The following is a 22858-nucleotide window of genomic DNA, read 5'->3' as shown; positions in this document are numbered from 1 at the left end:
CAAAGAGAGGTGGGAAACCAATGAGAGCAGCAATTATTACATCCAGTGACTCTGGGTACGCGGGAAAACGGGAGGATGTGAGTGGTCCGGTAATCGCAGAAATGGTGAGAGAGGCTGGTTATGAGGTGGTCTGGCAGAAGGTGCTGCCGGATGACCAGGCGATGTTGGAAGAGGCGATGAAGGAGATCTGCGATGAGGGAAAGGCCGATCTGCTCTTAACAACGGGCGGAACGGGATTTTCTCCGCGCGACGTGATGCCGGAGGCGACGCTGGCGGTCGCGGAACGGATGGTTCCGGGTATCCCGGAGGCGATGCGGGCATACAGCTTACAATTTACAAAGCGGACGATGTTAAGCCGAGCGGCAAGTGGGATCCGTAAACGCACGCTGATCGTCAACCTGCCGGGCAGTCCGAAGGCGGTGCGGGAGTGTCTGGAGTACATTCTGCCGCAGCTGGATCATGGATTAAAAATCCTTTTGGGGCTTGATGGGGAGTGTGCTAGAAAGTAGGGAAAGCAGCAAAAACGAAGATGGAAAAACAGATATAATATGTAAGACGATGTATGCTAATAGCGAGGACTTTCAAGTCCTCGCTATTTCAACGATGGTCAGCTTATTTGGGGCAGAATGGAATGACCACAAGAAATCTACTCCATTCAGTCATGAATGTTCAGTTCAGGAATTACTTACTCGATGCGGAGCATCCGATAGCCGATTCCGATGTGTGTTTGTATGTATTGCTGCCCGTCTTTTCCGCGTTCCAGCTTTTTGCGCAGGGTCGCCATGAACACCCGCAGAGAAGCGATATCGTTTTCCCAACTGCTGCCCCAAATCTGCTGCGTGATATAGGTGTGTGTCAGAACCTTACCAACATTTTTGGAGAGCAGGCACAGCAGCTTGTATTCGATGGGTGTCAGGTGTAGCTCTGTGCCGTCAAGATATGCGCAGCCTGCCGCATAGTCGATTTTCAGCGCACCATTCGTAAAAATCGGAGAATCCTGCACGGAGTCTGTTTTCATCATCGACAGTCTCCGCTGCGTCACCCGCAGTCGTGCCAACAGTTCGTCCACGGAAAAAGGCTTCGTTAGATAATCATCCGCCCCAGCATCCAGCGCCCCGATTTTATCGGAATCCTCTGTTCTGGCGCTGATCACAATGATCGGCATATTCGACCACGAGCGGATTTTTTGGATGACTTCCACGCCGTCCATATCCGGCAGCCCCAGATCAAGCAGTACAATGTCCGGGTTGTGAGACAGCGCTTCCATCACGGCACTTGCGCCGTTTTGCGCCGAAAGATACCTATATTCGTGAGTTTTTAGTGTCATCGTTATTAAATTTCGCACCGGGGTATCATCTTCTACAACGAGGATGAGCGGCTTATTCATTTAAGTTCACCTCACTAAGTGGTATTGTAAAGGAAAAGATGCAGCCATGCGGCGAATTGTCTTTCAACGTCATTTCACCATGATGTGCATGAACAATGGTTTGACAGAGCGTAAGTCCTAGTCCAAGACTTCGGCGGCTGTCGCCAATTGGATTGCCCCCAGTAAAGAACATTTCAAAAACACGTTCCTTCAGTTCATTCGGAATACCGGGACCGTTATCGCTGACACATATTTCAGCCATATTTTCTCGCGGGATTGCCGTGATCCGGATGTTCGAGCCAACCGGGGTATATTTGACTGCGTTATTCACCAGATTGATGAGCACCTGCATGATGAGTCCTGCGTCCATCCGTGCCAGCAACAGTACGTCTCCGCAATCTACTGCGATGTGATGTTCTGCCGCTCTTCGGTCAATATGCCTGAGTGCTTCCGATATGATGTCATCCACGACCTGATCAGAAAGGTGCAGCTTTACGCTGCCGTCTACAATTTTCGTAATGGAAAGCAAGTTCTCAACCAGTCCCGTCAGCCATTGTGCATCGTCATAAATGTCCGTAAAAATCTGTTTCCGTGTCTGCTCATCCAACACGTCATAGCTGTGCAGCAGCGTATCTGCGTTGCCGGAAATCGAGGTCAGTGGTGTCCTGAGATCATGAGAAATCGAACGCAAAAGATTGGCGCGAAGCTGTTCGTTCTTTGCAAGAACGGCAGCTTCTTCCTTTTCTCTGGCATTTCGCAGGTTATCCAGCGCCAGAGAGCACTCGCCGAGGATGGAGAACAGAACGCTGGATGTAAATGCGTCAGGCTGCGTTTGCTTTTCCATCGGAATCCCGACAACACCGTAAATCTGCTGTCCGGTACGGATGGCAAGATACAGCCGTTTTGCTTTTGGAAAGTTTTGCGTCGTTGCTCCGGCGCGCTTGCGGTTTTGCCAGACCCATTGAACCACGTTCTGTTCCCGGTCGGTATCTGGGATGCTGTATGGACTACTTCCGTCAGCCGGATAAATGTTCCCATCCAGCAGAGCGTTGCCCTGTGCCGGGTAAATCAGAACGTCTCGCTGCATGAGCTTTTGTATCTGCGTCGCGGTCATCCGATAGACCTCCTCCGGCGTTTCCGCTTTTTGGAGCTGTCTGTTCATATCAAAAAGGAGCTTCGTGCGATAAGCGTCCCGTGCGGATAGCTGTGCGTGGGCTTTGAGCTTGGCCGCAAGTGTACTTGTCAAAAGTGCAGCCGCGAACATGACGGCAAAGGTTATTGGGTATTTGCTGCCATAGGCTGCCAAAGACAGCCGGGGCTCCGTCATAAAATAATTGAACAGGAGGACACTCAAAAAAGCGGACAGCACACCGCAGGTATATCCGCTGGTAAAAGTGGAAGTCAGAAGCACACCCAGCAGGTAAACCATGATGATATTGGCATTTGCAAAGCTGAGCCGCAGAAAAATCCATCCGATGACCGTCGTAACTGCCAGAATTCCGATGGTCAGAAGTAGTTCCCGGGCGGTCGGAAACGCCGGGCGGATAGTAAGCGGCTGATTTCTGCGGCAGTTCTTATAGGCTTCCACATCCGGAATAATATAAATATCTACCTCCGGTGCAAGCGTAATGAGCTGTTCTGTCAGCGTCGATTCGCTCCAGAAATGCCGCCGCTGTATGCCGCTTCGTCCAATCACAATTTTGGTCACATCAGAGAGCCGCACATATTCCGCGATCTGTGTCGCCACATCTTCACCATGCGTTGTGACAATTTCTGCGCCAAGCTGCTGCCCCAGACGCATATTCGCCTGCAAACGGACGGTATCTTCCGCGTTCATATCAGCGTCTCCGGGGGTCTGCACGTAAAGTGCGGTAAGACTGGCGCAAAATGCCTGTGCCATTTTCCCTGCCATTCGTACAATGCGTTCATTGGATGGAGACGAGGACAGGCACACAAGAATATGCTCTTTTGGCATTTCGCTTCCTTTATTCTGCACATTTTCACCACCCCTCTTAAACAATATTATAGCAATTATAGCACCAAAATGTGAAGGTTTCTACTGCGCCCAATTGGATTTGTTGTCCGGAAAAGAAATTTGCTCTGAATCATAGATCACGATTTCTACATGGGCATGACTATTGCGAAACTGAGAAAATGTTTCCTCAAGTTCGTCAGGAGAAATATTTCCGACCAGATGCACGCACGGTTCAGCCTGCTGTTGTTCAGACGATTCTTTGATGCGCTTCTGATTTTCGTCCAGAAAGCGATCCAGCCGTTTCATCAAAAACCAGCCGAACAGGAACATTAGCGCCGTCCCAGCGATCAAAACGCTATCTTCCATATACCCTCACCGTCCATTCAGATTCGGAAGCACTTTTGCAGCGCTTTGTATTCGCCCAACGCTAAAATCGTTATTTCCCCGGACAGCACCGTATCCGGCGTAATGGAAGCGTCGATTTTTCCTGAATGTTTGATGCCGAGAATGTTAATGCCATACTTTCTGCGAATATCCAGTTCACCAACACTTTTGCCGATCCACCCGGCCGGAACTTCTACTTCAAAAATGGCGTGCTGCTCGTCGATCTCTATGTAGTCGAAAATATGGTCGGCAGTGTATCGGATCGCTGCCCATTTTGCCACCTGTTTTTCCGGGTAGACTACCTGGTCGGCACCGTTGCGAAGCAGAAACTTCGCCTGCACATCACGCTCGGCACGCGACACCACGCACTTCGCACCCAGTTCTTTCAGCAGCGAGGTGGTTTCCAGCGAGTTCTGAAAGTTCCCGCTGATGGTCACGATGCAGACATCAAAATTTCCGATGCCAAGAGAGCGAAGAAACTCCGCGTTTGTACTGTCGCCAATTTGTGCGTTGGTGACATATGGCAGCACATCATTGATTCGTTCCTCGTTTGTATCGACCGCCATGACCTGATGCCCCAGCTGAGAAAGCTGTATTGCAATATGCCGTCCGAAGCGGCCTGTGCCAATCAATAGAATGTTTTTCATGTGAAAAGACTCCTTATCCAATCGTGATTTTTTCCTGCGGCAGCTTTGCATTCCCCACCTTTTTGCTGGAAAATGTCGCATAAATGAGGGTAAGACCGCCGACTCTGCCCAGATACATGAGCGTGATCAACACCATTTGCGATGGAATGTGCAGCTGCGGTGTAATACCAAGTGTCAATCCCACCGTCCCGACCGCTGATGCCGTTTCATACAGGCAGACAGACAGCGGAAGATTCTCATATGCGCTGATAAAGACAGCACCGCCAAAGAACAGCATCAAGTACATCGTCAGAATGGTCGCGGCGGTCTTGACGGCGCTGCAATCGACTCTGCGTCCGAAAAATCGGGCACTATCGCGCTGGCGGAAGGTTGCAGTGGCATTGGCAAGCAGAACCGCCAGTGTCGTTGTTTTCATACCGCCTGCTGTAGAACCTGGAGAACCGCCGATCAGCATCAAAAGGATTATTACGCCCTGTGATGCACCGGACATCGTGGAAAGATTTACCGTGTTGAAGCCCGCTGTCCTCGGCGTGACAGACTGAAAAAAGGATGCCAGCAGCCGGTTTCCGGCGGGAAGCGCGGAAAAGTCTGAAAAGAAGAAAAACATAGCAGGCAGAAAAATTAAAAAACCTGTCGTGACCAGAATCACCTTGCTCTGCATTCGGTAGCGATGAAACCGCCACTTGTTTTCAAAGATGTCATCCCACGTCAGAAATCCAATACCGCCGATCACGATCAGCAGCATAATCGTGATATTGATTACCGGGCTGTCCGCGTAGCCGGTAAGAGATGGATAGTGGTTGCTTTCTGTCCCAAGAATGTCAAACCCGGCGTTGCAAAAAGCGGATATGGAATGAAATACCGCCATCCAGATGCCGCGCCATCCATAGTCCCGGCAGAATACCGGCAGCAGGGCAAGCGCTCCCAGTAGCTCAATCAGAAACGTCCCTCGCAGGATGAAGCGTGTCAGACGGACGATTCCGCCGACCTTTGGTGCTGAAATTGCATCCTGCATGGTGCTGCGCTGCATCAGAGAAATTTTTCGCCCGGACAACAGCGCAAACGATGCTGCTACGGTTACGACACCAAGACCACCAATTTGGATCAGTGCCAGAATAACCGCCTGCCCAAAGGTTGACCAGTAGCAGCCTGTATCCTGTACTACAAGCCCTGTCACGCAGACGGCAGAGGTCGCAGTAAACAGCGTTTCATTGAATGGAGTTACATTCTCTCCAGTCGTGGAGATCGGCAGCATCAGCAATAGCGCTCCGAGTAAAATGACCCCGGCAAAACCTAATGTGATAATTTGAAAAGACGAAAGGCGGCGCTTTCGTCGAATAATCTCTTCAGGCATAAAGACAGCTCCTTATTTCTGTGATGGTCATATTATACAGCTGGAGATTTTAAGAGCGGATAAGGGAGATTTACGACGTATTAAGATTGAATAAAGATGAGGAGATTGCTTGTGCAGATTGGGCAAGATGGCTTATTTCAATCGCTTTATTTTCGGAAGTGGACAAAAAGCGCTTTTGAGATTGTAGTAATGGTAGAGGAACGGCAAACACAAACGAGCAGGATGCTGGAAAATATGTGTTTTAAGTTGTATACTGTGTATGTGAATAAAATCGTGGAGTAACTACCAGAAAAGTTCGCTCGGAATTGTCTGGAAAAGTTTCGGGTAAACGGAGGGGAGAAAGAGAGGATAGAAGTTTATGAAACTGGGATTTATTGGAACGGGAATCATTACGACGTCCGTCGTGACTGGATTCTGCGAGAGCGGAATGGAGAATCTGCAGATCGTTGTATCGCCGAGAAATAAAGAACGGGCGCAGATGCTGCATGAGAAATACCCGGAGATCGTGTCGGTCGCGGCGGATAACCAGGAAGTTGTGGACCGGTCGGACTGGGTCTTTGCGGCGCTCCTTCCGAAGGCGGCGGAAGATATCTTAAAACCGCTTCATATCGGACCGGAGAAGAAGTTTATCAATCTGGTTGCAACGCTGAGCTTAAAGCGCATTGAGGAAATGTTTGGATCGAGAGAGATTCTGGCGGATGTTGTGCCTCTGACCTTCGCGGCGAACCGCTTCGGACCGGTGGTGATTTACCCGGATATCCCGGAGGTAGTCGATCTGATGAGTCACGTCGGCAAGCCGGTTCCGGTCGATACGCCGAAGCAGATCGCGATCCTTAGGAGCACGACGGGCCTGATGAGCGCTTACTATATGCTTCTGACCGTCATTATCCAGTGGTGTGAGAGAAACGGGCTGGATGAGCCATCCGCACGGGCATACATCACCGAATTTACTGGGGCGCTGTCCCGCAAGGCAGCGACGTGGGACGGGGATCTGGAAGACCTTGCCAGAGAAATGACACCGGGAGGACTGAACTGGATGGCGCTGACGCATCTGGAGGAAAAGGATGCGTATACGCCTTGGACGGAGATTCTGGGGCCGATTTTGGAGAAGGTTATAAAAGAATAGAGTCGAGGTGGAAAAACTCGGGGCGCACATTTCTCACGCCCCGAGTTTTTCTTTTAATTAAAGTGTGAGTATTCTAAAAAAGTAGTTGCTTTTTTTAAGAAGGAATGATAGTATATAGAAAACACTTTAGTACGCTACCATGATAGCAAGATAAACAAAAGTGATGGGAGCTATAACGGCAGGATATAGACGAGCGGGTGATTGTCCGGCGGATTTTGTTGAGCCGGGGCGGTTGCGGCGGCAGTTGAGAGGAGATAGAGCATGAATTTAGAGATTCAGAGCCTTCGGAGGGCGGAGACGGCGACGCTTCGGCTGAGAGGTCTTTATGAGAGCTATGGATACCGCAAGTACCGGATGGGGCGGTTTGAGGAATACAGCCTGTATGCAGCGAATAAGAGCTTCCTGTTAGGCGAAAATGTACCAACGTTTACGGATCTGGACGGACGCCTGATGGCTCTCAAGCCGGACGTGACGCTGAGCATCGCGAAGAACACCAAAGCAGATAAAAATACGTGCGAGAAGGTCTATTATCTGGAGAGTGTGTACCGTGAGAGCAAGGAAAGCCACACTTACAAAGAGATCAGCCAGATGGGACTGGAGTGCATGGGCGGCGTGGATGACTGCGTGATCGCGGAGGTGCTGGCGCTGGCGCTCAAGAGTCTGGCGGATTTTGAGACGGACTATGTGCTCAAGATTTCCAACATGGATTTCGTGGTGGGACTGATGGAAGAGCTTCCGGTCAATGCCGATCAGAAAGATATCATTTTAGGGCTGATCCGGACGAAAAACCGCAGCGGATTGGAAAAATTGTGCGCGGATCTGGCACTGCCGGAGGGCGATACAGAGAAATTGTTGAAGGTTTCCGGGCTGTACGGAGAGTTTGGGCGGGTGCTGGCAGAGGCAGGTGCGATCGCGGATACGCCGAAAATGAAAGAGGCGGTTGCCCTGTTATCCCGCCTGTATGAGGTTCTGGAGGCGATGGGACTGGGCGGACAGCTTGACAAGGTGCGCCTGGATTTCTCGATGATCAATGACATTGAATATTATAACGGTATTATTTTCCAGGGATTCTTAGATGGTCTGGCACGCCAGGTTCTTTCCGGCGGCCAGTACGACGGTATGATGGCAAAATTAGGAAAGAAAGCCGATGCGATCGGATTTGCCATCTATTTGAAAGAGCTGGAGCGCCTGCCGGAAAAGAGCATCCGCTACGATGTCGATGCGCTGGTACTCTATGAGCCGGATGTCGATGTAGTGCGCCTGTGCCAGGCGGTTGAAAGCCTGCGCCGTCAGGGACTGCGCGTGCGGGTGGAGAAAGCTGTGCCGGAGGATCTGCGTTACTGCTATCTGTACCGGTATGACGGACGTCTTTCCCTGGAAGAGGACCGGGAAAATGCCTTTCAGGAGAATGGAAAGGAGGGCGCGAGATGTTAAACATAGCACTGCCAAAGGGAAGACTGGGCGCTCAGGTGTATGAGCTTCTGGCGTCGGTCGGATATGACTGCAAGAGTATTTACGACGAAAATAGAAAACTGGTGTTTGAGAACCCACAGACGGGTGTCCGCTACCTGCTCGTAAAGCCGAGTGATGTGGCAATCTACGTCGAGCACCATGCGGCAGACGTCGGAATCGTCGGAAAAGACATTCTGATGGAGAGCAACCCGGATGTATACGAGCTTCTCGATCTGGGACTTGGAAAATGCCGGATGTGCGTGGCTGGAAAAGAGGATTACGTCGAGGACAAAGACCGACCGGTGCGCGTGGCAACGAAATTTACGAATATTGCGAAAGAGCATTACGCGAAGCTGGGACGCGATATTGATATTATCAAATTAAACGGAAGCATTGAGCTGGCGCCGATTCTGGGGCTTTCGGACGTCATCGTGGATATTGTCGAGTCGGGCAGCACGATCCGTGAAAATCACCTGAAAGTGCTGGAAGAGTTCCTGCCGATCAGCGCCCGTTTCATCGCTAACAAGAGCAGCTTTGAGTTTAAAAACAAGCAGATCACCGAGATGGCGGAGAAGCTGAAGGGCGCGGTGGAAGCACACCAGAAGAAGAAAGAACAGGAAAAGAAGGAAAAAGCAGAGAAAGAGAAACAGGCAGCAAACGAAGCAGCCGCAGAGGACAAAAAGGAGGCGTAGGCAGATATGAGCCGTTTTTTGAGCAAAGCAAGCGAATCACTTCTTCCGTACACACCGGGCGAGCAGCCACAGGGACGGAAATTTATCAAGCTGAACACCAATGAATGCCCGTATCCACCGAGCCCGAAGGTTGCGGAGGCGATTCTGGCGGGGTATGAGGAAAATTCTTCTAAAATTATGCCGCTGGAACTTGCAAATTTACGCCTTTATTCGGATCCGGAAGAGCGCATCCTCATCGAGGCGATCGCCGACCACTACGGCGTGGGAACAAACCAGGTCATCGCGGGCAATGGTTCCGACGAGATTTTAGGTTTTGCATTCCGGGCATTCTGCGACCAGAACGCGCCGCTGCAGTTCGCAGATCTGACATATGGCTTCTATCCGGCGCTCTGCGGGCTCTATGGAATCCCGTTCAAGGTAGTTCCGCTGGAGGAAGATTTTACATTAAATATCGAACCGTATAAAAATTGCGGAAATAATGTGATCATCGCTAATCCAAACGCCCCGACAGGCATGAACCTGCCGCTTTCTGCGATTGAGGAAGTAGCGGCGTCCAACCCGGACCGCGTTGTGATGGTGGATGAGGCGTATGTGGATTTCGGCGGCGAATCGTGTGTATCACTGCTTTCGAAATACGAAAATCTGGTGATTATCCAGACCTTTTCCAAATCCCGCAGCTTAGCCGGCGCGCGCGTCGGATTTGCGATCGCAAACCCGGAACTTATCGCGGATATGAACCGGATCAAATACAGTTTTAACCCGTACAACGTCAACCGCCTGTCGATTCTGGCTGGCGCGGCGGCGATGCGCGACTGGGACTACACGAAAGAATGTACCGGGCGCATCTGCAAAACGCGTGAAAAAACGACCGAGGCGCTCCGGGCACTTGGATTTACTGTGCTGGATTCGAAGACCAACTTCATTTTTGCCAAGAGCGGCGATATGCCGGGAAAAGTCTATTTTGACGGACTGCGCGAGGCAGGAATCCTGGTAAGACGCTGGGACAGCGAGCGGATCAAAGATTACGTCCGCATTTCCATCGGATCCGAGGAAGAGATGGAAACGTTTGTTGAGGAGACGAAGAAGCTGGTGGAAGCGGCGAGAAGTGCAGTTGTAAGATAGGCTGGAATTCAATAGGTTCACGCATTTACTGTGGGAACCGTATGAAAATGCTGGCAGCATGGTTTTTGTAGATGGGGCAGCTGTGAATAAGAAAGGAAGGCTGGCAGAAATGTCAAGAGAACGCAAGATTTCATTAGAACGAAACACGGCAGAGACGAAAATCAGCCTGTCGATTGATTTAGATGGAACGGGAAAATATCAGGTCGATACGGGCTGCGGATTTTTAAACCATATGCTGGAGCTATTTGCCAGACATGGACGGTTTGATCTCACATTGAAATGTGACGGAGATACGCAGGTCGATTACCATCATACGACAGAGGACATCGGAATTGCCATGGGACAGGCAATTTTAGAGGCGCTGGGTGATAAAAAGGGCATCCGCCGTTATGGCAGTTTCCTGCTTCCGATGGATGAAACACTGGTAATGACGGCGCTCGATTTAAGCGGACGTTCCTATCTGGTCATGGATGTGGAGATTCCGACCGAAAAAGTGGGCGATTTTGATACCGAACTTGTAAAGGAATTTATGATTGCACTGTCCTCCAACAGCCGGATGACGCTGCATTTTAAAATGTTCCACGGCGAAAACAGCCACCATATCATCGAGGCGATGTTCAAGGGACTGGGACGCGCGCTCGGCGAGGCGGTGTCGATCGATGAGAAGTACCGGGACGAGATTCCATCGACAAAAGGGGTATTATGATCTAAGATAAAAGTAAGTATAACAAATCTATTTAATAGGTTTATAATGATTCAGCAGGTTCCTGCGTTGACTGCGGGAACATACATGAATTGATATAGGAGGCTGCAAATGATAACAATTATTGACTACGGCGTGGGAAACCTGTTTTCCCTCAGTTCCTCCCTCAGTTACCTAGGACTGGAAAATAAAGTCAGCCGCGATCCGGAAGATTTAAGAAAAGCGGATCACATCATTTTACCAGGCGTCGGCGCGTATGGCGATGCGATTGCGAAACTGCGCGGATCCGGAATGGCAGAGCCACTGCTGGATGAAGCAAAAGCAGGCAAACCGATCATGGGAATCTGCCTCGGAATGCAGCTTCTCTTTGATAAAAGCTATGAATACGGCGAGCATCAGGGTCTGGGACTGATTCCGGGCGTGATGGCAGACTTAAAAGAAGACATTCCGGCAAACCTAAAAGTGCCGCACATGGGTTGGAACAGCCTGCATCTGACGGAAAAAGGAAAGAAGCATCCGCTGTTTAAATACAGCAAAGAGGGCGATTACGTCTACTTTGTCCACAGCTTCTATGGAAAAGATTGTGATGAGAGTCTGCTGGCAACCTCGGAGTACGGCATTCCGGTCACGGCGTCCGCGGCAAATGAAAATGTCATGGGCTGCCAGTTTCATCCGGAGAAGAGCGGGGAAGTGGGACTGCGGATTCTGAAGGCGTTTTCGGAGATATAATTAATAGAAAAACAAGAAAGGTAACTGTTTTTTCAGGCTTGTAGATTGGATTTAAACAGTTATGGAGAGGAAACGGACATGGAGCTATTTCCGGCGATTGATTTGCGGGACGGCAAGGCGGTGCGCCTGGTGCAGGGCGATTATAACCAGATGACAGTATTCAGCGACCGGCCGGAGAAGGTGGCGCTGGGATTCAAGGAGCAGGGCGCGAAAAACCTGCACGTGGTCGATCTGGACGGCGCGAAAGACGCGCCGCTGGCAAATTTTGACACGATAGAGAAGCTGATTAAGACAACGGGATTATTTGTAGAAGTCGGCGGCGGCATCCGCAACGAGGCATCCATCGACAAATACCTGTCGCTCGGAGCCGGACGCGTGATTCTCGGCACGGTGGCGGTCACAAATTATCCATTTGTCGAAGAAATGGTCCGCAAATACGGCGATAAAATTGCAGTCGGTGTGGACGCGAAGGATGGTTTTGTGGCGACTCACGGGTGGCTTGAGACGAGCGAGGTAAGAGGCGTTGACTTCTGCCGCCGCCTGCGCGATACGGGAGTGAAAACGGTCATTTACACCGATATTTCCCGCGATGGAAAGATGCAGGGAACGAACCTGGAGCTTTATAAAGAATTATCGCAGATTGAAGGGCTGGATATCGTGGCGTCCGGTGGAATCAGCAGCCTCAAGGAGATTGAGATCTTGAAAAATGAGGTGTATGGTGCGATTTTAGGAAAAGCGCTGTATCTGGGTGCGATTGATTTAAAGGAAGCACTGAAATATTCCGTTTAGGAGAAGCGCCGTATAAAAAGCGGCAAAAAATCATTCGAATCATTCGAATCGTTCGAATGAATAATCAGAAAAAGAAATCAGGAGGGAACGGCATGATTTCAAAACGTATTATTCCGTGTCTGGATGTAAAGAACGGGCGTGTCGTGAAAGGCGTCAACTTCGAGGGAATCCAGGATGTGGCGGATCCGGTCGAGATGGCAGAATTTTACAACCAGAGCGGCGCGGACGAGCTGGTATTTTATGATATTACGGCAAGTGTAGAAGGAAGAAAAATCTTTACCGACATCCTGACTGAGGCGGCAAAACGGGTTTTCATCCCGCTGACGGTCGGCGGCGGCATCAGCACGCTGGATGATTTCGACCGCGTTTTAAAATGCGGCGCGGACAAGGTCAGCGTCAACAGCGGCGCGATCAAAAATCCGGAGCTTATTACCGAGGCGGCACACCGCTACGGCGATCAGTGTGTGGTGCTTTCGATGGATGTCAAACGTGTTGGAGATGAATACCACGTATTTAAGCAGGGCGGGCGTGTCGATACAGGTATTGATGCGCTGGAATGGGCAGAATCCGGCGTCAGACGCGGCGCAGGCGAGTTGGTGGTCAACAGTATCGATACCGACGGCGTGAAGCAGGGATTTGATATTCCGATGCTTTTGGAGATCGCGAAGCGTGTCGATGTGCCGATTATTGCATCGGGAGGCGCGGGAAAGAAAGAAGACTTCTTAGACCTTTTTCAGTATCCGCAGATCGACGCGGGACTGGCAGCAAGTATTTTCCACCGGAAGGAAGTAAATATTAAGGAACTCAAGCAGTATTTGGCGGAGAATGGGGTGGAGATGCGGTTGATCTAAATCGCATAGATTTCCCAAAAGTTTGAGGGCGGCGCTTTTTCGTGAGAGGGACGGAAAACAGGCATCCAGAAACTTCCGAAAAACGCTTTCGCTCTTGCGCCTACGCAGCGGTGCTAAGTTCGAAAAGACCTCACTAAGCACCGGCGTATGCGATGTTTTCTACAGTTTTTGGATGCCTGTTCTCCTGTGGAGCACGAAGGAGAGCGTCGGCGCTGCGCTGATCGTACGAAAACATGAGCCAGCAGGTAATTTTTAATGGAATTTTGCGCGTGACTGTGAAGGTACTGAACAGTTACGATGTAATTAAAATTTTATGTGGTAAGGCAGGATAAAAATATGAGTGAGAATATCAACGAGATTGCAGGCGTAGAGCCGTCGTTTAAGATTGATGAGTTAAAGTTTAATGAGAAAGGTCTGATTCCGGCGATCGTGCAGGATCATTATAGCAAGAAGGTTCTGATGATGGCTTGGATGAATAGAGAGAGTCTGGAGATCAGCCTTCGTGAGAAGAAAACCTGTTTTTACAGCCGCAGCCGTCAGGAGCTCTGGAGAAAGGGTGAGACGAGCGGGAATGTGCAGCATATTTCCAGTATTTATGCGGACTGCGATAAGGATACATTGATTGTCGAGGTAGTCAAGGAAGGTCCGGCGTGCCATACGGGCGCGGAGAGCTGCTTCTTTGAGCCGGTTTACCAGAACGAGGAGATCACGCCGTTTTCCTATGAGGGACTTTACGACCTCATTATGGGACGTAAGACGAACCCGAAGGAAGGAAGCTACACCACCTACCTGTTCGACAAAGGTCTGGACAAGATTCTGAAGAAGGTCGGCGAGGAGTGTACCGAGGTTATCATCGCGGCAGCGAAGAAAGACAAGGACGAAACGATCTACGAGCTGGCAGACCTGTGTTATCATGCCATGGTTCTGATGGCAGACGCGGGCATCAGCGTAGAGGATGTGACGAAAGAGCTGGCGAAGCGGCATGTGGTGGATCATAAGGTGAAGCAGGAGTATATGCGGTAGAAAGCTCTTTTAAGTTTTTGGAGAGTGACGAATATAGTAGAAGGTAAGAATGGGCTATTGCGGATGCAGGTGTTTGCAATAGCCTATTTTTATACGAAAATTATATATATTAAGTGTATGGAATGCTTGGAGAATCAGGTTAAAAATAGGAGTGCAGAAGGAAAAAATGAAATTTGTGAAACAGCAAATGACAACAGATGCTGTTTCGCAAAATATAAGAAAAATGATATGGTCTTTTTTAATGATATGTGCACTCAATTTTAAATTTACAATGTAAAAAACATAGTTTTTACGAGAATGGACGTAAATAAGAATCAAATTTTGAGCACATTGAGAATCAAATTAAGTTTAAGTCTTGACGAAGTGGATGGTAGATGCTATACTAGACGTGGATTTAAGGAGGGAGATTCTCAGATGGCACAGTCGGCTGAAAAAAATATAAAGGAAAGAAGTTCACTGTATCCCATGTTTTCTATTAAAGAAATTGTGGATTTCATTAATGAAATTGTAAAAATCGGTGGAAAGCGTGTATCTATCAATACTATTGCAAGTGTTCTTGGATTTAGCGTGAAGACAAATTCCTTTCGGGCAAAGATTAGTACTGCAAAGCAGTTTGGATTGATTCGAGGTTCAAATGGAGCGGTTGAACTGACAGAACTTGCCAAGCGGATTGTCTATCCGGTTAATGAATTAGATACCAGACGCGCTATCGTAGAAAGCTTTTTATCGGCTCCGCTATATCGTAAGATCGTGGAAAGATATGAAAACCAGGCCCTTCCTAGTCAAGATAAGCTTAGTAATATACTTCTTTTAGAATACAATCTAACGAAAAGCGCTAAGGATATTGCCGCTGCGAAATTCATTGAAAATGCAGAGCAGGTAGGAATACTGAAAAACGGCATTATTCTTTTGGAATCAGATGAGAATGATATTGACTCCTTTGAGGATGAAAGTTCTTCTAAAGATTCTAAAGAGGTTAGTGAAAATAGTACCGCTGAATCCAAAGAGGAAGTTCTGACGTCGATGGAGCCGTCGGCGTATTGTTTTACAATACCAACACTTTCTGGTTCTGTGGCAAAGGTTATCATTCCCCAGAATGTGACCGAAAAAGATTTAGATTTCATCACACTTTACATTGAAAACATGTTACCCACTTTTATTTCCAACTTAAAAGAAGAGTTGGAAAAATAAAAGCAGACCACCCATAGGTGTTCTGCCTCTTGAATCTGTGTTGCAGCACAAATTCTGCCGACGAGTATGCCGGGATACGTATTTACATTTTTAAATGTATCATACTTTGTCGGGGATTTCAAGAGGAACCTTCAAAAAAGGAGGTGACCGCCTTATGGATAAGGAATATGTCTTAGTATATACTCCATATATTACTCGTAAGGGCGTGCGCATCTGGGCTTTACAATATGGCCTCAAGGTGTTCTGCCTGCGAATCCCTCGCGAAAAGTATCGCGGCTAATTGATGATCAAGATTCTATTCCGGCATAGAATCTTGATTTTTTTTGTAATTGAGAGAGACGGATAGAGTAATTATGAAACATAAAATCAATAAAATAACGGAAAAATCACAAAAATGTTGATATAAAAATCAGAAATTTGTATATTATATAAAAAGGAGATACAAAACATGTTGGTGCAATTTAAAATGAAAAACGTTCTTTCCTTTAAAGAAGAAACGATTTTTGATATGACAGCAATCAGCGCTTATAAAGAGCACCGTCGAACCTGATTGATATAGATACCAAGGAAAAATTCCTGCGGGTAGCAGCTATTTATGGCGCCAATGCCAGCGGAAAGTCCAATTTCGTGTGGGCACTACAGCTTTTTCGGCGGATTGTTTCCCAATCTTTGAACAATGTTGATGACGGAGCTGAGTCCGTACTCAAAAAATGCAGTAAACCATTTTCTTTTGAAGAGAACAAAGGTAATTCAGAATTTGAGATTGTACAGATTCTGCGGGACGAGGAGTATCAGTATGGGTTTGAGTACAATTCTGAGAAGATCGTGATGGAATGGCTGTACAGAAAGAGTTTAAAGACAAACCGTAAAGTGACGATTTTTGAGAGGACGATGCAAAAAGTAAATTTAGGGGTGTCCGTTAGAAAAAAATGTGAAGCTTATAAAGATCAAATTCCACCAGAGACATTATTGTTATCTTTCTTTAATAAGCTCAAGTTAAAAACAGATATTTTTAAAACGGTTTATTCAGGAATTACAGATGTACTGGTTTTTATGTCGGATGACTATGAAGATACAAGGTTTTTAGATGCTCTTTTACCTAAGGTGATTGATGGAAAAAAGGAAAAGTTATTAGAGTTTCTTACCGCAATAGACATTGGAATAAAGGATATTACTTATAAAGAAAAAGAAACGCTGTTTTTTACATTTCATAAAGGGGCGGATGGGGAATTATATCCTTTGAATTTATACGATGAGTCAGAAGGTACAATCAAGAGTATCATGCTTTTTATCCATGCACATATGGCAATTATCAATGATTATGTACTGGTGATGGATGAGCTAAATGTAAAATTACATCCATTGTTGTTAAAATTTTTTATTGATTTATTTTATGATAACAATTCAATGGCTCAGCTGATTTATACTACACATGATACGACATTAATGGATAAAAAATTCTTCCGAAGGGACCAGATTTGGTTTGTACAGAAAGACGAGCTGGGACATTCGGAATTATGTGCGCTTTCGGACTTTAAGGTGCGTTCCGATGCATCATTTGAAAAGGATTATCTGGCGGGGGTATATGGAGGAATTCCATTTCTTAAGGAGTTTTCCTTGAAAGAAGGTGAGTAAGAAGAGTATGTGTCAGCTGTGTAATGGCAACCGCATGGTTTTATAAGGCAGAATTAGTGCGGTATTATGGCAATTTTCTTGTGTTTTCTGTATGGAAATGTTACAATTAAATTGGAGAGCATTTCATTTTACAGTTACAAGGGGGAGTTATTATGAAACGTTTTAAAAAGTTTGGAACCGCACTTTTATCCTGTATGATGCTGACGGCATCTTTCACAACAGTCTCAAATATGACGATGATTACAGCTGAGGCGCATCAGGGACGAACCGATGCACAAGGCGGTCATCATGACTACAAGAATAAGAGCGGTCTGGGAAGTTATCATTATCATTGTGGCGGCCATGAGGCACATCTTCATCCAAATGGAGTCTGCCCGTATAAGAATGGGGCTGTTTCGAATGGAAATACGTCCAGCCAGACGCAGACTCAGACACAGGCACAGTCCGCAGGTAATCAGAATCAGGTAGCGGAACAGATGAACACGTATCAGCCGGTGTTTGATGCAAATTATTATTATATGAATAATCCAGATTTGCAGTCGGTCATTGGCTTGGATTCGCAAAAGTTATTTGAGCATTTTTATACGTGTGGTATGGTAGAAGGACGCAGGGCATCGGAGAATTTCGATGTCAGTGTATATAAGGCAAATAACCCGGATTTGGCGGCAGTGTTTGGAGACGATTTGAAGGCTTACTATACACATTATGTGCAGAGTGGGCAGTTGGAGAACCGGGTTTGCAAATAAAAATAGGTGATGGAAGAGAAAAGCCATGCGGTTGTGTAATAAAGCCGCATGGCTTTCTATTTTCGCTTTTCTAAAACCAACTTCCGCATCCTTTGTTTCATGGAAGACCAAAACGGGGGCGGGAAAACTGTCCTGTTTTAGAGTTTAGAGAAATCTGAAAGCATATCTATAAAAGTTAAATGTCCTTGTTTCTTTTCAAAGTGATGCTTTCCGGTATGAAAAACATTTAAAGCATATATGGTTAAACCTATTTTTTTCATGGCATTGGCCTCCGAGGTAATATTTATAAATCTGTAATTTGTAAATGCTAACAAGCCAATTATAGAACTTATGTTCTGCAATATCAACTGAGTTCGCTATCAGTCCGATATGTATTTCTAAGTAAATGTAGAATTTTGCCTTTGTACCCTTTATTTTAAATCAACTCCCGCAAGAAAAAAGCAATCTGCGATCCTCGATTTACCATATACTCCAGCACCGTCTGAGTCTTCAAAGCCAGTTCCACATCGTTCCTGAAATCCATGCGATGACGTGATACAAAAAGACCGACGTACTCTTCCATATAATACAAGGTTTGCTGATAAAGCGGTAACCGGCAGTCAGGATCACGCGTGACCAGTTTATACATCCAGTCGATTCCGTTTTCAATGTAAGGTTCCCGCCCAACGGTATAGAGCAGCCGGGAAATCGCATAGAACAGGGATTTGAGACTTCCTGATTTGTCGATAAAATCGTCAAAGAAAGCCGCTTTTCCTTCTGGAAGGAAGGCGCATCGGTGAACGCCGGATCTCCAGGGAGAATTGCCAAATAAATAGCTGATAATCACTTTGTCCAGTCCATACGGATGGCGGTCATCAAAAGAAACCTGTGGTTTGCTGCTTAATGCAAGAAGGTAAGGTTTCAGTAATTCCCATATATTCCAGAAAGCATCCGTTTTTCCACAGATATCTTGAATTCGAATAAGTTCGGTAATCAGATATTTTGAGTTATCATTCCGAATCAAATCTGCAGATTTGAAAAATGCATCGATCAGACCTGCCTGTTCTGCCTGCTCACAATGGAGCAGAACATCTGCCAGCCAGGAAACATAGTTTAATGTATATCCAGAAAGTTCCCTGCGTTCGGTGCGCAAATCCCTGTTATCTGTAAAAACAAGTTCCATGACAAGATCTTTCGTTGCATCCGCGAATTTAAATGCCTCTGCTGCTTGGGGAGAGATCAAGGAAAGAAGCGTGAAAATTGTTATATTCTGGAGCTTGGAAAAATCAAAGTCGGTTATATCAACTGAGTCTTTCGCAAGCGCACGGGCAATCACATCCTCATTCCGCTTGAAAAAGTCATCGCTGGAAAATGACTCATTTTTCAAAAGCGCGTCTTCATAAGAATCGGCGAGGAGTGAAAACAGATACAGGAAATGCCATGCAGCATTCTGGCTGTGCACCCAGATGGTTGACGCGATTCCGTTCACGATACGGCTGTTATAACTCCAGTCATTCAGTGCCAATTTAAGAAGCAGGCACAGAGGATTTTCGTCATTTATGGCTTTTATATTATCTTCATTGCTTAAAAGAACCAGTCCAACGGCAATTGCATCGATTCCATTTCCAGCCTGAACGATTTCAAAGTGGGAAGCGTGTGCAAATAAATCAGCAATAGAGAAGATGATACATTCGCATAATGTCCGATCTTCATGTGACAATGTTTCCTTAAAATCCCGAAGTAAAACAGCACTGGTGTAAGATGCGATCGCGGTAAAGCGGTGCACGATCACAGATATATCGTCGGAAGTGAGTTCCTCATTGCGAACTTCAGGGTCCATATATGCCCAGATTTCGTTCAGCTCTGAGCAAATGGTGCAGACATTCTCATACTTTTTATATTCCCGGAATTTAACATCATGGTGGAATTTATAATCGCTCCATAACTGTAAATCCATATATTTCAGATGAGGTTCATAGGCGGCAGCGTTCTTCTGGCTTAATGCTTTCATGTCTTCTGTAAAATCAGGGAGAACCGTACAGAGTGTCTGCCCGTGCTCATTTTCCTGAACATCAACAATTTCCTGATAACGCCGTAAATCCATCCGGTAATAGGCAAATTTGTCATTGGATGACCAGGTATCGATATCGGCAGCCGCCCGGTCAATCGCCTGATACAGCGTTTGCTTCCGCAAGTCGAAGGCTTCTTTTGATAGACCGATGGCGTTGGTTTGATACGATAAAATAACCTCTTCCAGCCGCTTTTTCCTGAAAGAAAGCCGGTTACTCTCCAGCCGTTCTTTTTCAAGAAGATCTTTTCCGGACAACAAAAAGGAAGCGGAGGATTCGGCGGTGAATCGATGTGAATCCAGATGAAACAGCTCTTTTGTGCGAAGAAGCTCGCAGACAATCTCAAATAGTTTATCTGGATAAGCTTCTGCGGCGCTGACGATCACGGAAGTTAACATAACATTGCGGGACTTTTGCAGGATATAGCGGCAATAATTAACAACAATATGAGTTTCTGAATGCTCGATAACCGTAAGAAGCCATTTTTCAAACCCCATCAAGAGACTAATCAGAAGATTTGGACCAACCGAAGTTCCGCGGTACATCTTCCAGAGTCGGTCAGATGCAATTTGTTCTACAGGTATATTGTTTACATAAATAGTAATGTTTGTACATTCCCCATAATCCTCATTTAAAGATGAATGTGCGTAGGAATTACCAGCTTGATTGCAAAAATCAATTAACCAATCAGTTACAAGATTTTGTTCGGCTTGCAGCAATGGGATAATTGGTGTTGCATAAGCGCTTGCGGTTTGATACCAAAAGTCCAGATGAGGATTTAAACCGAAATCTTCTTCAACATCAGGATGGGCGTAATGGGTACGAAGAGTCATATTGGAGTGAACCCACAATTTTGCCATCAGATGAAGCGCGATTTCAGGCATTGCAGCTGGAACCATTCCATAATGATAAATATCCGATACAGCACATTTTGCCAGGTCCGTATACATACGGGGAAGAGGAGGATGATTTTCATCGCCTGTTTTTTCATCTATTACCATTTGAAAAAGAGATTTTAAGGGTTCCTGAATCATCCATGCAGAATTTACCAATACATCCTGCAGCTTTTCTACCTGCCCTTTTTCAAAGGTATAACGCAGATCCTTGTCGTTGGCTATTTTTTAGTATGAAAAACTTACTAAATTTCTGATTATCTTTTCATAAGTTGGTAAATGCCGATATATCCCGTATTTTAGGGCTTTATCGGTATTTTCTTTTTGGAAGATACCTTGCATAAGCTGGCATTTACCAGCATGAAAATGCAACCAAAAGTAGTAAATGAGTAGTAAATATAAGCTCCGATATTAACAAGCCAGTCTTTCCAGTTCTGCTTTTGCAGATTGAAATGTACCGTGTGCATAATAGCCAAGTGTCATGGTTATGTTAGCGTGTCCCATAAGATATTGCAGGGTGTTTGGGTTCATTCCTCTGTTTGCCATATTCGTACAGTAAGTATGTCGGAATGAATGTGGTGTGATGTTCGGTAACTTGTCCGTGTGATACTTGTTATACTTCTTAATTAGTCCTCGCACCATGCCCTCATAGTTTCCTGCAACTTTAGGTAAGCCCTCACGGTTCAAGAATAGGAAATTGCTATAACCACCTACAATCAACGGTTGTGCCTTTCCTCTGTTCTTTAGTATTCTTTGGATTGCTTGATAAGCCCGTTCTGTCAATGGAAGTTCTCGTTTTCCGTTTTTGGTCTTTGGCGTTTCAATATAGTAGCCGATTTCGCTGTCTTTCAATAACTGGTGGTCTATATTGAGTATTCTGTTCTGCATATCAATATGCGTCGTTAGTCCGCAAAATTCAGAAATACGAAGTCCCGTTTCCAGCAGAAGCACAACCTCATCATAATACTTGCTGTAAATCTTATCCTTTTCCATAAAGGCAAGCAGGCGTTCTTCCTGCTCTGGTGTAAGGATAACTTTCTGCTCCGTATCATCTTCCAGAACATCACTTAGCTTAAATTCAAACGGGTTCTTTCTGATACAGTCGTCTTGTATCGCCATGTAAAATGACGCTTTCAAGGAACGCTTGTAGTTATCAATCGTTTTATAGGCGTATCCTTTTTCGCTCATTCTGATAGCCCATTCTTTAGCGTCCGACTGCTTAACAGTATCAATCGCCCTCATACCCAATGGGTCATTTTTCAGAGCGTTCATAAGATACTGTCGTCCTTTTTCAGTAGCCCTCTTGATGTTCTTTCTTTGGCTGTTCTTCTTGTCGTAGAGCTGGCAGACTGTCATTTTACCGCCTGCTGTATCGATACCGTCGTTAAGGTCTTTTTTAATCTGTGTTTCTTTTTCCCTCAACGATATATCATCACGCTTTCCAGCAGGTGTCTTGTCTGTCGGTACAAGTTTCCAAGAATAGATAAATTGTGGCTTTCCGTATATATCGGTATATTTATAAACGTATCTTCCGTCTTTTCGCTGGCTCTCTCCATTACGCAAATTGCGATTTTTACTGTCTTTTCGTTTTACATTAGACATAGTGTAAAGCTCCTTTCCGTCATGGAACGAGCCGTGATACGCTATATTTATTATACCATATCTACGGCTCAATGACATTAGATTTCGTCCAATGTATCTATGATTTTTTCAAATTGTTTTCGCTTAATCTGAATACGGTTGCCGTTCACGATAACCCAGCCAGCGTCAAGATTTTCTTCGGCTAATTTACGCAATTTCTTTTCGCCAATGCGGAAGTATTTGGACGCTTCTTCAACCGTCAGCGTATATTTTTCCCAAATAGGCACATCAGTATTGTTCATAATCTATGCACCCCCCTTTACTGTGTGTCGTTTTTTACAAGCAGGCAGACGGCTTTGGAAAGCTCCATTAGTATCTCAACTATTCCCATTCTTGTGGGCAGAACCGCACCATGCGGACGTATCATTATTCTGTGAGGATAGGTCGTGGCAAAACAACTTTTCCAACAGTCGCTCTCGGATCACTGCGTGGGTCGCTCGCTTTCTTTTGAAAAGGTCGTGGCGTACAGTCCCCGTGGCTCGCCATCTCAC

General features: G+C 46.4%; 23 protein-coding genes. 14 read left to right on the top strand and 9 right to left on the bottom strand.

Annotated elements, in window-relative coordinates:
• The first annotated feature begins 20 nt into the window (after positions 1-20).
• Positions 21-509 (top strand): MogA/MoaB family molybdenum cofactor biosynthesis protein, encoded by a 489-nt coding sequence (locus DWV73_RS09885; RefSeq protein WP_117796574.1) that lies wholly within the window; start codon positions 21-23, stop codon positions 507-509.
• 176 nt (positions 510-685) lie between these two features.
• Here DWV73_RS09885 and DWV73_RS09880 read toward each other — a convergent pair whose 3' ends face one another.
• The 5 genes from DWV73_RS09880 to DWV73_RS09860 all read right to left on the bottom strand — a co-directional run bounded on the left by DWV73_RS09880 (position 686) and on the right by DWV73_RS09860 (position 5726).
• Positions 686-1387 carry a response regulator transcription factor gene (locus tag DWV73_RS09880; RefSeq protein ID WP_022360489.1) on the bottom strand — a complete coding sequence of 234 codons (702 nt, stop codon included), beginning with the start codon at positions 1385-1387 and terminating at the stop codon, positions 686-688.
• Positions 1380-3341, bottom strand: coding sequence for a DUF4118 domain-containing protein (locus DWV73_RS09875; protein ID WP_107000892.1), 1962 nt, complete (start codon positions 3339-3341; stop codon positions 1380-1382). Before DWV73_RS09875 ends, DWV73_RS09880 begins: the two co-directional genes overlap by 8 nt.
• Positions 3342-3422: 81 nt before the next feature.
• Positions 3423-3707, bottom strand: coding sequence for a hypothetical protein (locus DWV73_RS09870; protein ID WP_147341938.1), 285 nt, complete (start codon positions 3705-3707; stop codon positions 3423-3425).
• A gap of 17 nt (positions 3708-3724) precedes the next feature.
• The gene (locus DWV73_RS09865; RefSeq protein WP_117796572.1) at positions 3725-4372 is read right to left on the bottom strand and encodes a TrkA family potassium uptake protein; all 648 of its coding nucleotides are present in this window, start codon (positions 4370-4372) and stop codon (positions 3725-3727) included.
• Positions 4373-4385: 13 nt separating this feature from the next.
• Entirely contained in the window at positions 4386-5726 is a 1341-nt protein-coding gene (locus DWV73_RS09860; RefSeq protein ID WP_117796571.1) for a potassium transporter TrkG, read from the bottom strand.
• Between the two features lie 358 nt (positions 5727-6084).
• Between DWV73_RS09860 and DWV73_RS09855 the strand changes: the two genes are divergently transcribed.
• The 13 genes from DWV73_RS09855 (at position 6085) to DWV73_RS09795 (ending at position 17785) form a co-directional block, all read left to right on the top strand.
• Entirely contained in the window at positions 6085-6852 is a 768-nt protein-coding gene (locus DWV73_RS09855; RefSeq protein WP_022360494.1) for an NAD(P)-binding domain-containing protein, read from the top strand.
• Between the two features lie 261 nt (positions 6853-7113).
• Positions 7114-8286, top strand: coding sequence for an ATP phosphoribosyltransferase regulatory subunit (locus DWV73_RS09850; RefSeq protein ID WP_117796570.1), 1173 nt, complete (start codon positions 7114-7116; stop codon positions 8284-8286).
• Positions 8280-8996 (top strand): ATP phosphoribosyltransferase, encoded by a 717-nt coding sequence (hisG, locus tag DWV73_RS09845; protein WP_117796569.1) that lies wholly within the window; start codon positions 8280-8282, stop codon positions 8994-8996. Before DWV73_RS09850 ends, hisG begins: the two co-directional genes overlap by 7 nt.
• A gap of 6 nt (positions 8997-9002) precedes the next feature.
• A complete protein-coding gene (gene hisC / locus DWV73_RS09840; protein ID WP_117796568.1) occupies positions 9003-10118 on the top strand; it encodes a histidinol-phosphate transaminase in 1116 nt (371 codons plus the stop codon).
• 109 nt (positions 10119-10227) lie between these two features.
• The gene (gene hisB, locus DWV73_RS09835; RefSeq protein ID WP_117796589.1) at positions 10228-10824 is read left to right on the top strand and encodes an imidazoleglycerol-phosphate dehydratase HisB; all 597 of its coding nucleotides are present in this window, start codon (positions 10228-10230) and stop codon (positions 10822-10824) included.
• A gap of 108 nt (positions 10825-10932) precedes the next feature.
• Positions 10933-11550 (top strand): imidazole glycerol phosphate synthase subunit HisH, encoded by a 618-nt coding sequence (gene hisH, locus DWV73_RS09830; RefSeq protein ID WP_022360499.1) that lies wholly within the window; start codon positions 10933-10935, stop codon positions 11548-11550.
• Between the two features lie 78 nt (positions 11551-11628).
• Complete coding sequence (hisA, locus tag DWV73_RS09825; protein ID WP_117796567.1) at positions 11629-12339, top strand: 1-(5-phosphoribosyl)-5-[(5-phosphoribosylamino)methylideneamino]imidazole-4-carboxamide isomerase; 711 nt, start codon at positions 11629-11631, stop codon at positions 12337-12339.
• 92 nt (positions 12340-12431) lie between these two features.
• The gene (hisF, locus tag DWV73_RS09820; protein ID WP_117796566.1) at positions 12432-13190 is read left to right on the top strand and encodes an imidazole glycerol phosphate synthase subunit HisF; all 759 of its coding nucleotides are present in this window, start codon (positions 12432-12434) and stop codon (positions 13188-13190) included.
• A 336-nt stretch (positions 13191-13526) separates the two neighbouring features.
• Positions 13527-14213, top strand: coding sequence for a bifunctional phosphoribosyl-AMP cyclohydrolase/phosphoribosyl-ATP diphosphatase HisIE (gene hisIE, locus DWV73_RS09815; RefSeq protein WP_117796565.1), 687 nt, complete (start codon positions 13527-13529; stop codon positions 14211-14213).
• Between the two features lie 414 nt (positions 14214-14627).
• Complete coding sequence (locus DWV73_RS09805) at positions 14628-15404, top strand: hypothetical protein (protein ID WP_117796563.1); 777 nt, start codon at positions 14628-14630, stop codon at positions 15402-15404.
• Between the two features lie 154 nt (positions 15405-15558).
• A complete protein-coding gene (locus DWV73_RS13095; RefSeq protein ID WP_270523440.1) occupies positions 15559-15684 on the top strand; it encodes a hypothetical protein in 126 nt (41 codons plus the stop codon).
• A 266-nt stretch (positions 15685-15950) separates the two neighbouring features.
• Positions 15951-17039, top strand: coding sequence for an ATP-binding protein (locus DWV73_RS09800; RefSeq protein WP_333549849.1), 1089 nt, complete (start codon positions 15951-15953; stop codon positions 17037-17039).
• A 152-nt stretch (positions 17040-17191) separates the two neighbouring features.
• On the top strand, positions 17192-17785 hold the full coding sequence (locus DWV73_RS09795; protein ID WP_117796562.1) for a YHYH domain-containing protein: 594 nt from the start codon (positions 17192-17194) through the stop codon (positions 17783-17785).
• Positions 17786-17922: 137 nt separating this feature from the next.
• Here DWV73_RS09795 and DWV73_RS13090 read toward each other — a convergent pair whose 3' ends face one another.
• The 4 genes from DWV73_RS13090 to DWV73_RS09780 form a co-directional block, all read right to left on the bottom strand.
• Entirely contained in the window at positions 17923-18045 is a 123-nt protein-coding gene (locus DWV73_RS13090; RefSeq protein WP_270523436.1) for a hypothetical protein, read from the bottom strand.
• Positions 18046-18200: 155 nt separating this feature from the next.
• Positions 18201-20867, bottom strand: a complete 2667-nt coding sequence (locus tag DWV73_RS09790; RefSeq protein WP_207661074.1) for a hypothetical protein — start codon at positions 20865-20867, stop codon at positions 18201-18203.
• 270 nt (positions 20868-21137) lie between these two features.
• Positions 21138-22328 (bottom strand): site-specific integrase, encoded by a 1191-nt coding sequence (locus DWV73_RS09785; protein WP_003062094.1) that lies wholly within the window; start codon positions 22326-22328, stop codon positions 21138-21140.
• Positions 22329-22405: 77 nt separating this feature from the next.
• Positions 22406-22609 (bottom strand): excisionase, encoded by a 204-nt coding sequence (locus DWV73_RS09780; RefSeq protein WP_002322728.1) that lies wholly within the window; start codon positions 22607-22609, stop codon positions 22406-22408.
• Between the last annotated feature and the right edge of the window lie 249 nt (positions 22610-22858).

This window comes from Clostridium sp. AF12-41 (genome assembly GCF_003461685.1).
GTDB classification, from domain to species: Bacteria; Bacillota; Clostridia; order Lachnospirales; family Lachnospiraceae; genus Otoolea; species Otoolea fessa.
This window is presented reverse-complemented; position numbering and strand designations above follow the sequence as displayed.

Bases quoted from the DNA above. Each gene is read 5' to 3' on its own strand.
- DWV73_RS09885 (WP_117796574.1), top strand. From the start codon at position 21: ATGAGAGCAGCAATTATTACATCCAGTGACTCTGGGTACGCGGGAAAA.
- DWV73_RS09880 (WP_022360489.1), bottom strand. From the start codon at position 1,387: ATGAATAAGCCGCTCATCCTCGTTGTAGAAGATGATACCCCGGTGCGA.
- DWV73_RS09875 (WP_107000892.1), bottom strand. From the start codon at position 3,341: ATGCCAAAAGAGCATATTCTTGTGTGCCTGTCCTCGTCTCCATCCAAT.
- DWV73_RS09870 (WP_147341938.1), bottom strand. From the start codon at position 3,707: ATGGAAGATAGCGTTTTGATCGCTGGGACGGCGCTAATGTTCCTGTTC.
- DWV73_RS09865 (WP_117796572.1), bottom strand. From the start codon at position 4,372: ATGAAAAACATTCTATTGATTGGCACAGGCCGCTTCGGACGGCATATT.
- DWV73_RS09860 (WP_117796571.1), bottom strand. From the start codon at position 5,726: ATGCCTGAAGAGATTATTCGACGAAAGCGCCGCCTTTCGTCTTTTCAA.
- DWV73_RS09855 (WP_022360494.1), top strand. From the start codon at position 6,085: ATGAAACTGGGATTTATTGGAACGGGAATCATTACGACGTCCGTCGTG.
- DWV73_RS09850 (WP_117796570.1), top strand. From the start codon at position 7,114: ATGAATTTAGAGATTCAGAGCCTTCGGAGGGCGGAGACGGCGACGCTT.
- hisG (WP_117796569.1), top strand. From the start codon at position 8,280: ATGTTAAACATAGCACTGCCAAAGGGAAGACTGGGCGCTCAGGTGTAT.
- hisC (WP_117796568.1), top strand. From the start codon at position 9,003: ATGAGCCGTTTTTTGAGCAAAGCAAGCGAATCACTTCTTCCGTACACA.
- hisB (WP_117796589.1), top strand. From the start codon at position 10,228: ATGTCAAGAGAACGCAAGATTTCATTAGAACGAAACACGGCAGAGACG.
- hisH (WP_022360499.1), top strand. From the start codon at position 10,933: ATGATAACAATTATTGACTACGGCGTGGGAAACCTGTTTTCCCTCAGT.
- hisA (WP_117796567.1), top strand. From the start codon at position 11,629: ATGGAGCTATTTCCGGCGATTGATTTGCGGGACGGCAAGGCGGTGCGC.
- hisF (WP_117796566.1), top strand. From the start codon at position 12,432: ATGATTTCAAAACGTATTATTCCGTGTCTGGATGTAAAGAACGGGCGT.
- hisIE (WP_117796565.1), top strand. From the start codon at position 13,527: ATGAGTGAGAATATCAACGAGATTGCAGGCGTAGAGCCGTCGTTTAAG.
- DWV73_RS09805 (WP_117796563.1), top strand. From the start codon at position 14,628: ATGGCACAGTCGGCTGAAAAAAATATAAAGGAAAGAAGTTCACTGTAT.
- DWV73_RS13095 (WP_270523440.1), top strand. From the start codon at position 15,559: ATGGATAAGGAATATGTCTTAGTATATACTCCATATATTACTCGTAAG.
- DWV73_RS09795 (WP_117796562.1), top strand. From the start codon at position 17,192: ATGAAACGTTTTAAAAAGTTTGGAACCGCACTTTTATCCTGTATGATG.
- DWV73_RS13090 (WP_270523436.1), bottom strand. From the start codon at position 18,045: ATGAAAAAAATAGGTTTAACCATATATGCTTTAAATGTTTTTCATACC.
- DWV73_RS09790 (WP_207661074.1), bottom strand. From the start codon at position 20,867: ATGATTCAGGAACCCTTAAAATCTCTTTTTCAAATGGTAATAGATGAA.
- DWV73_RS09785 (WP_003062094.1), bottom strand. From the start codon at position 22,328: ATGTCTAATGTAAAACGAAAAGACAGTAAAAATCGCAATTTGCGTAAT.
- DWV73_RS09780 (WP_002322728.1), bottom strand. From the start codon at position 22,609: ATGAACAATACTGATGTGCCTATTTGGGAAAAATATACGCTGACGGTT.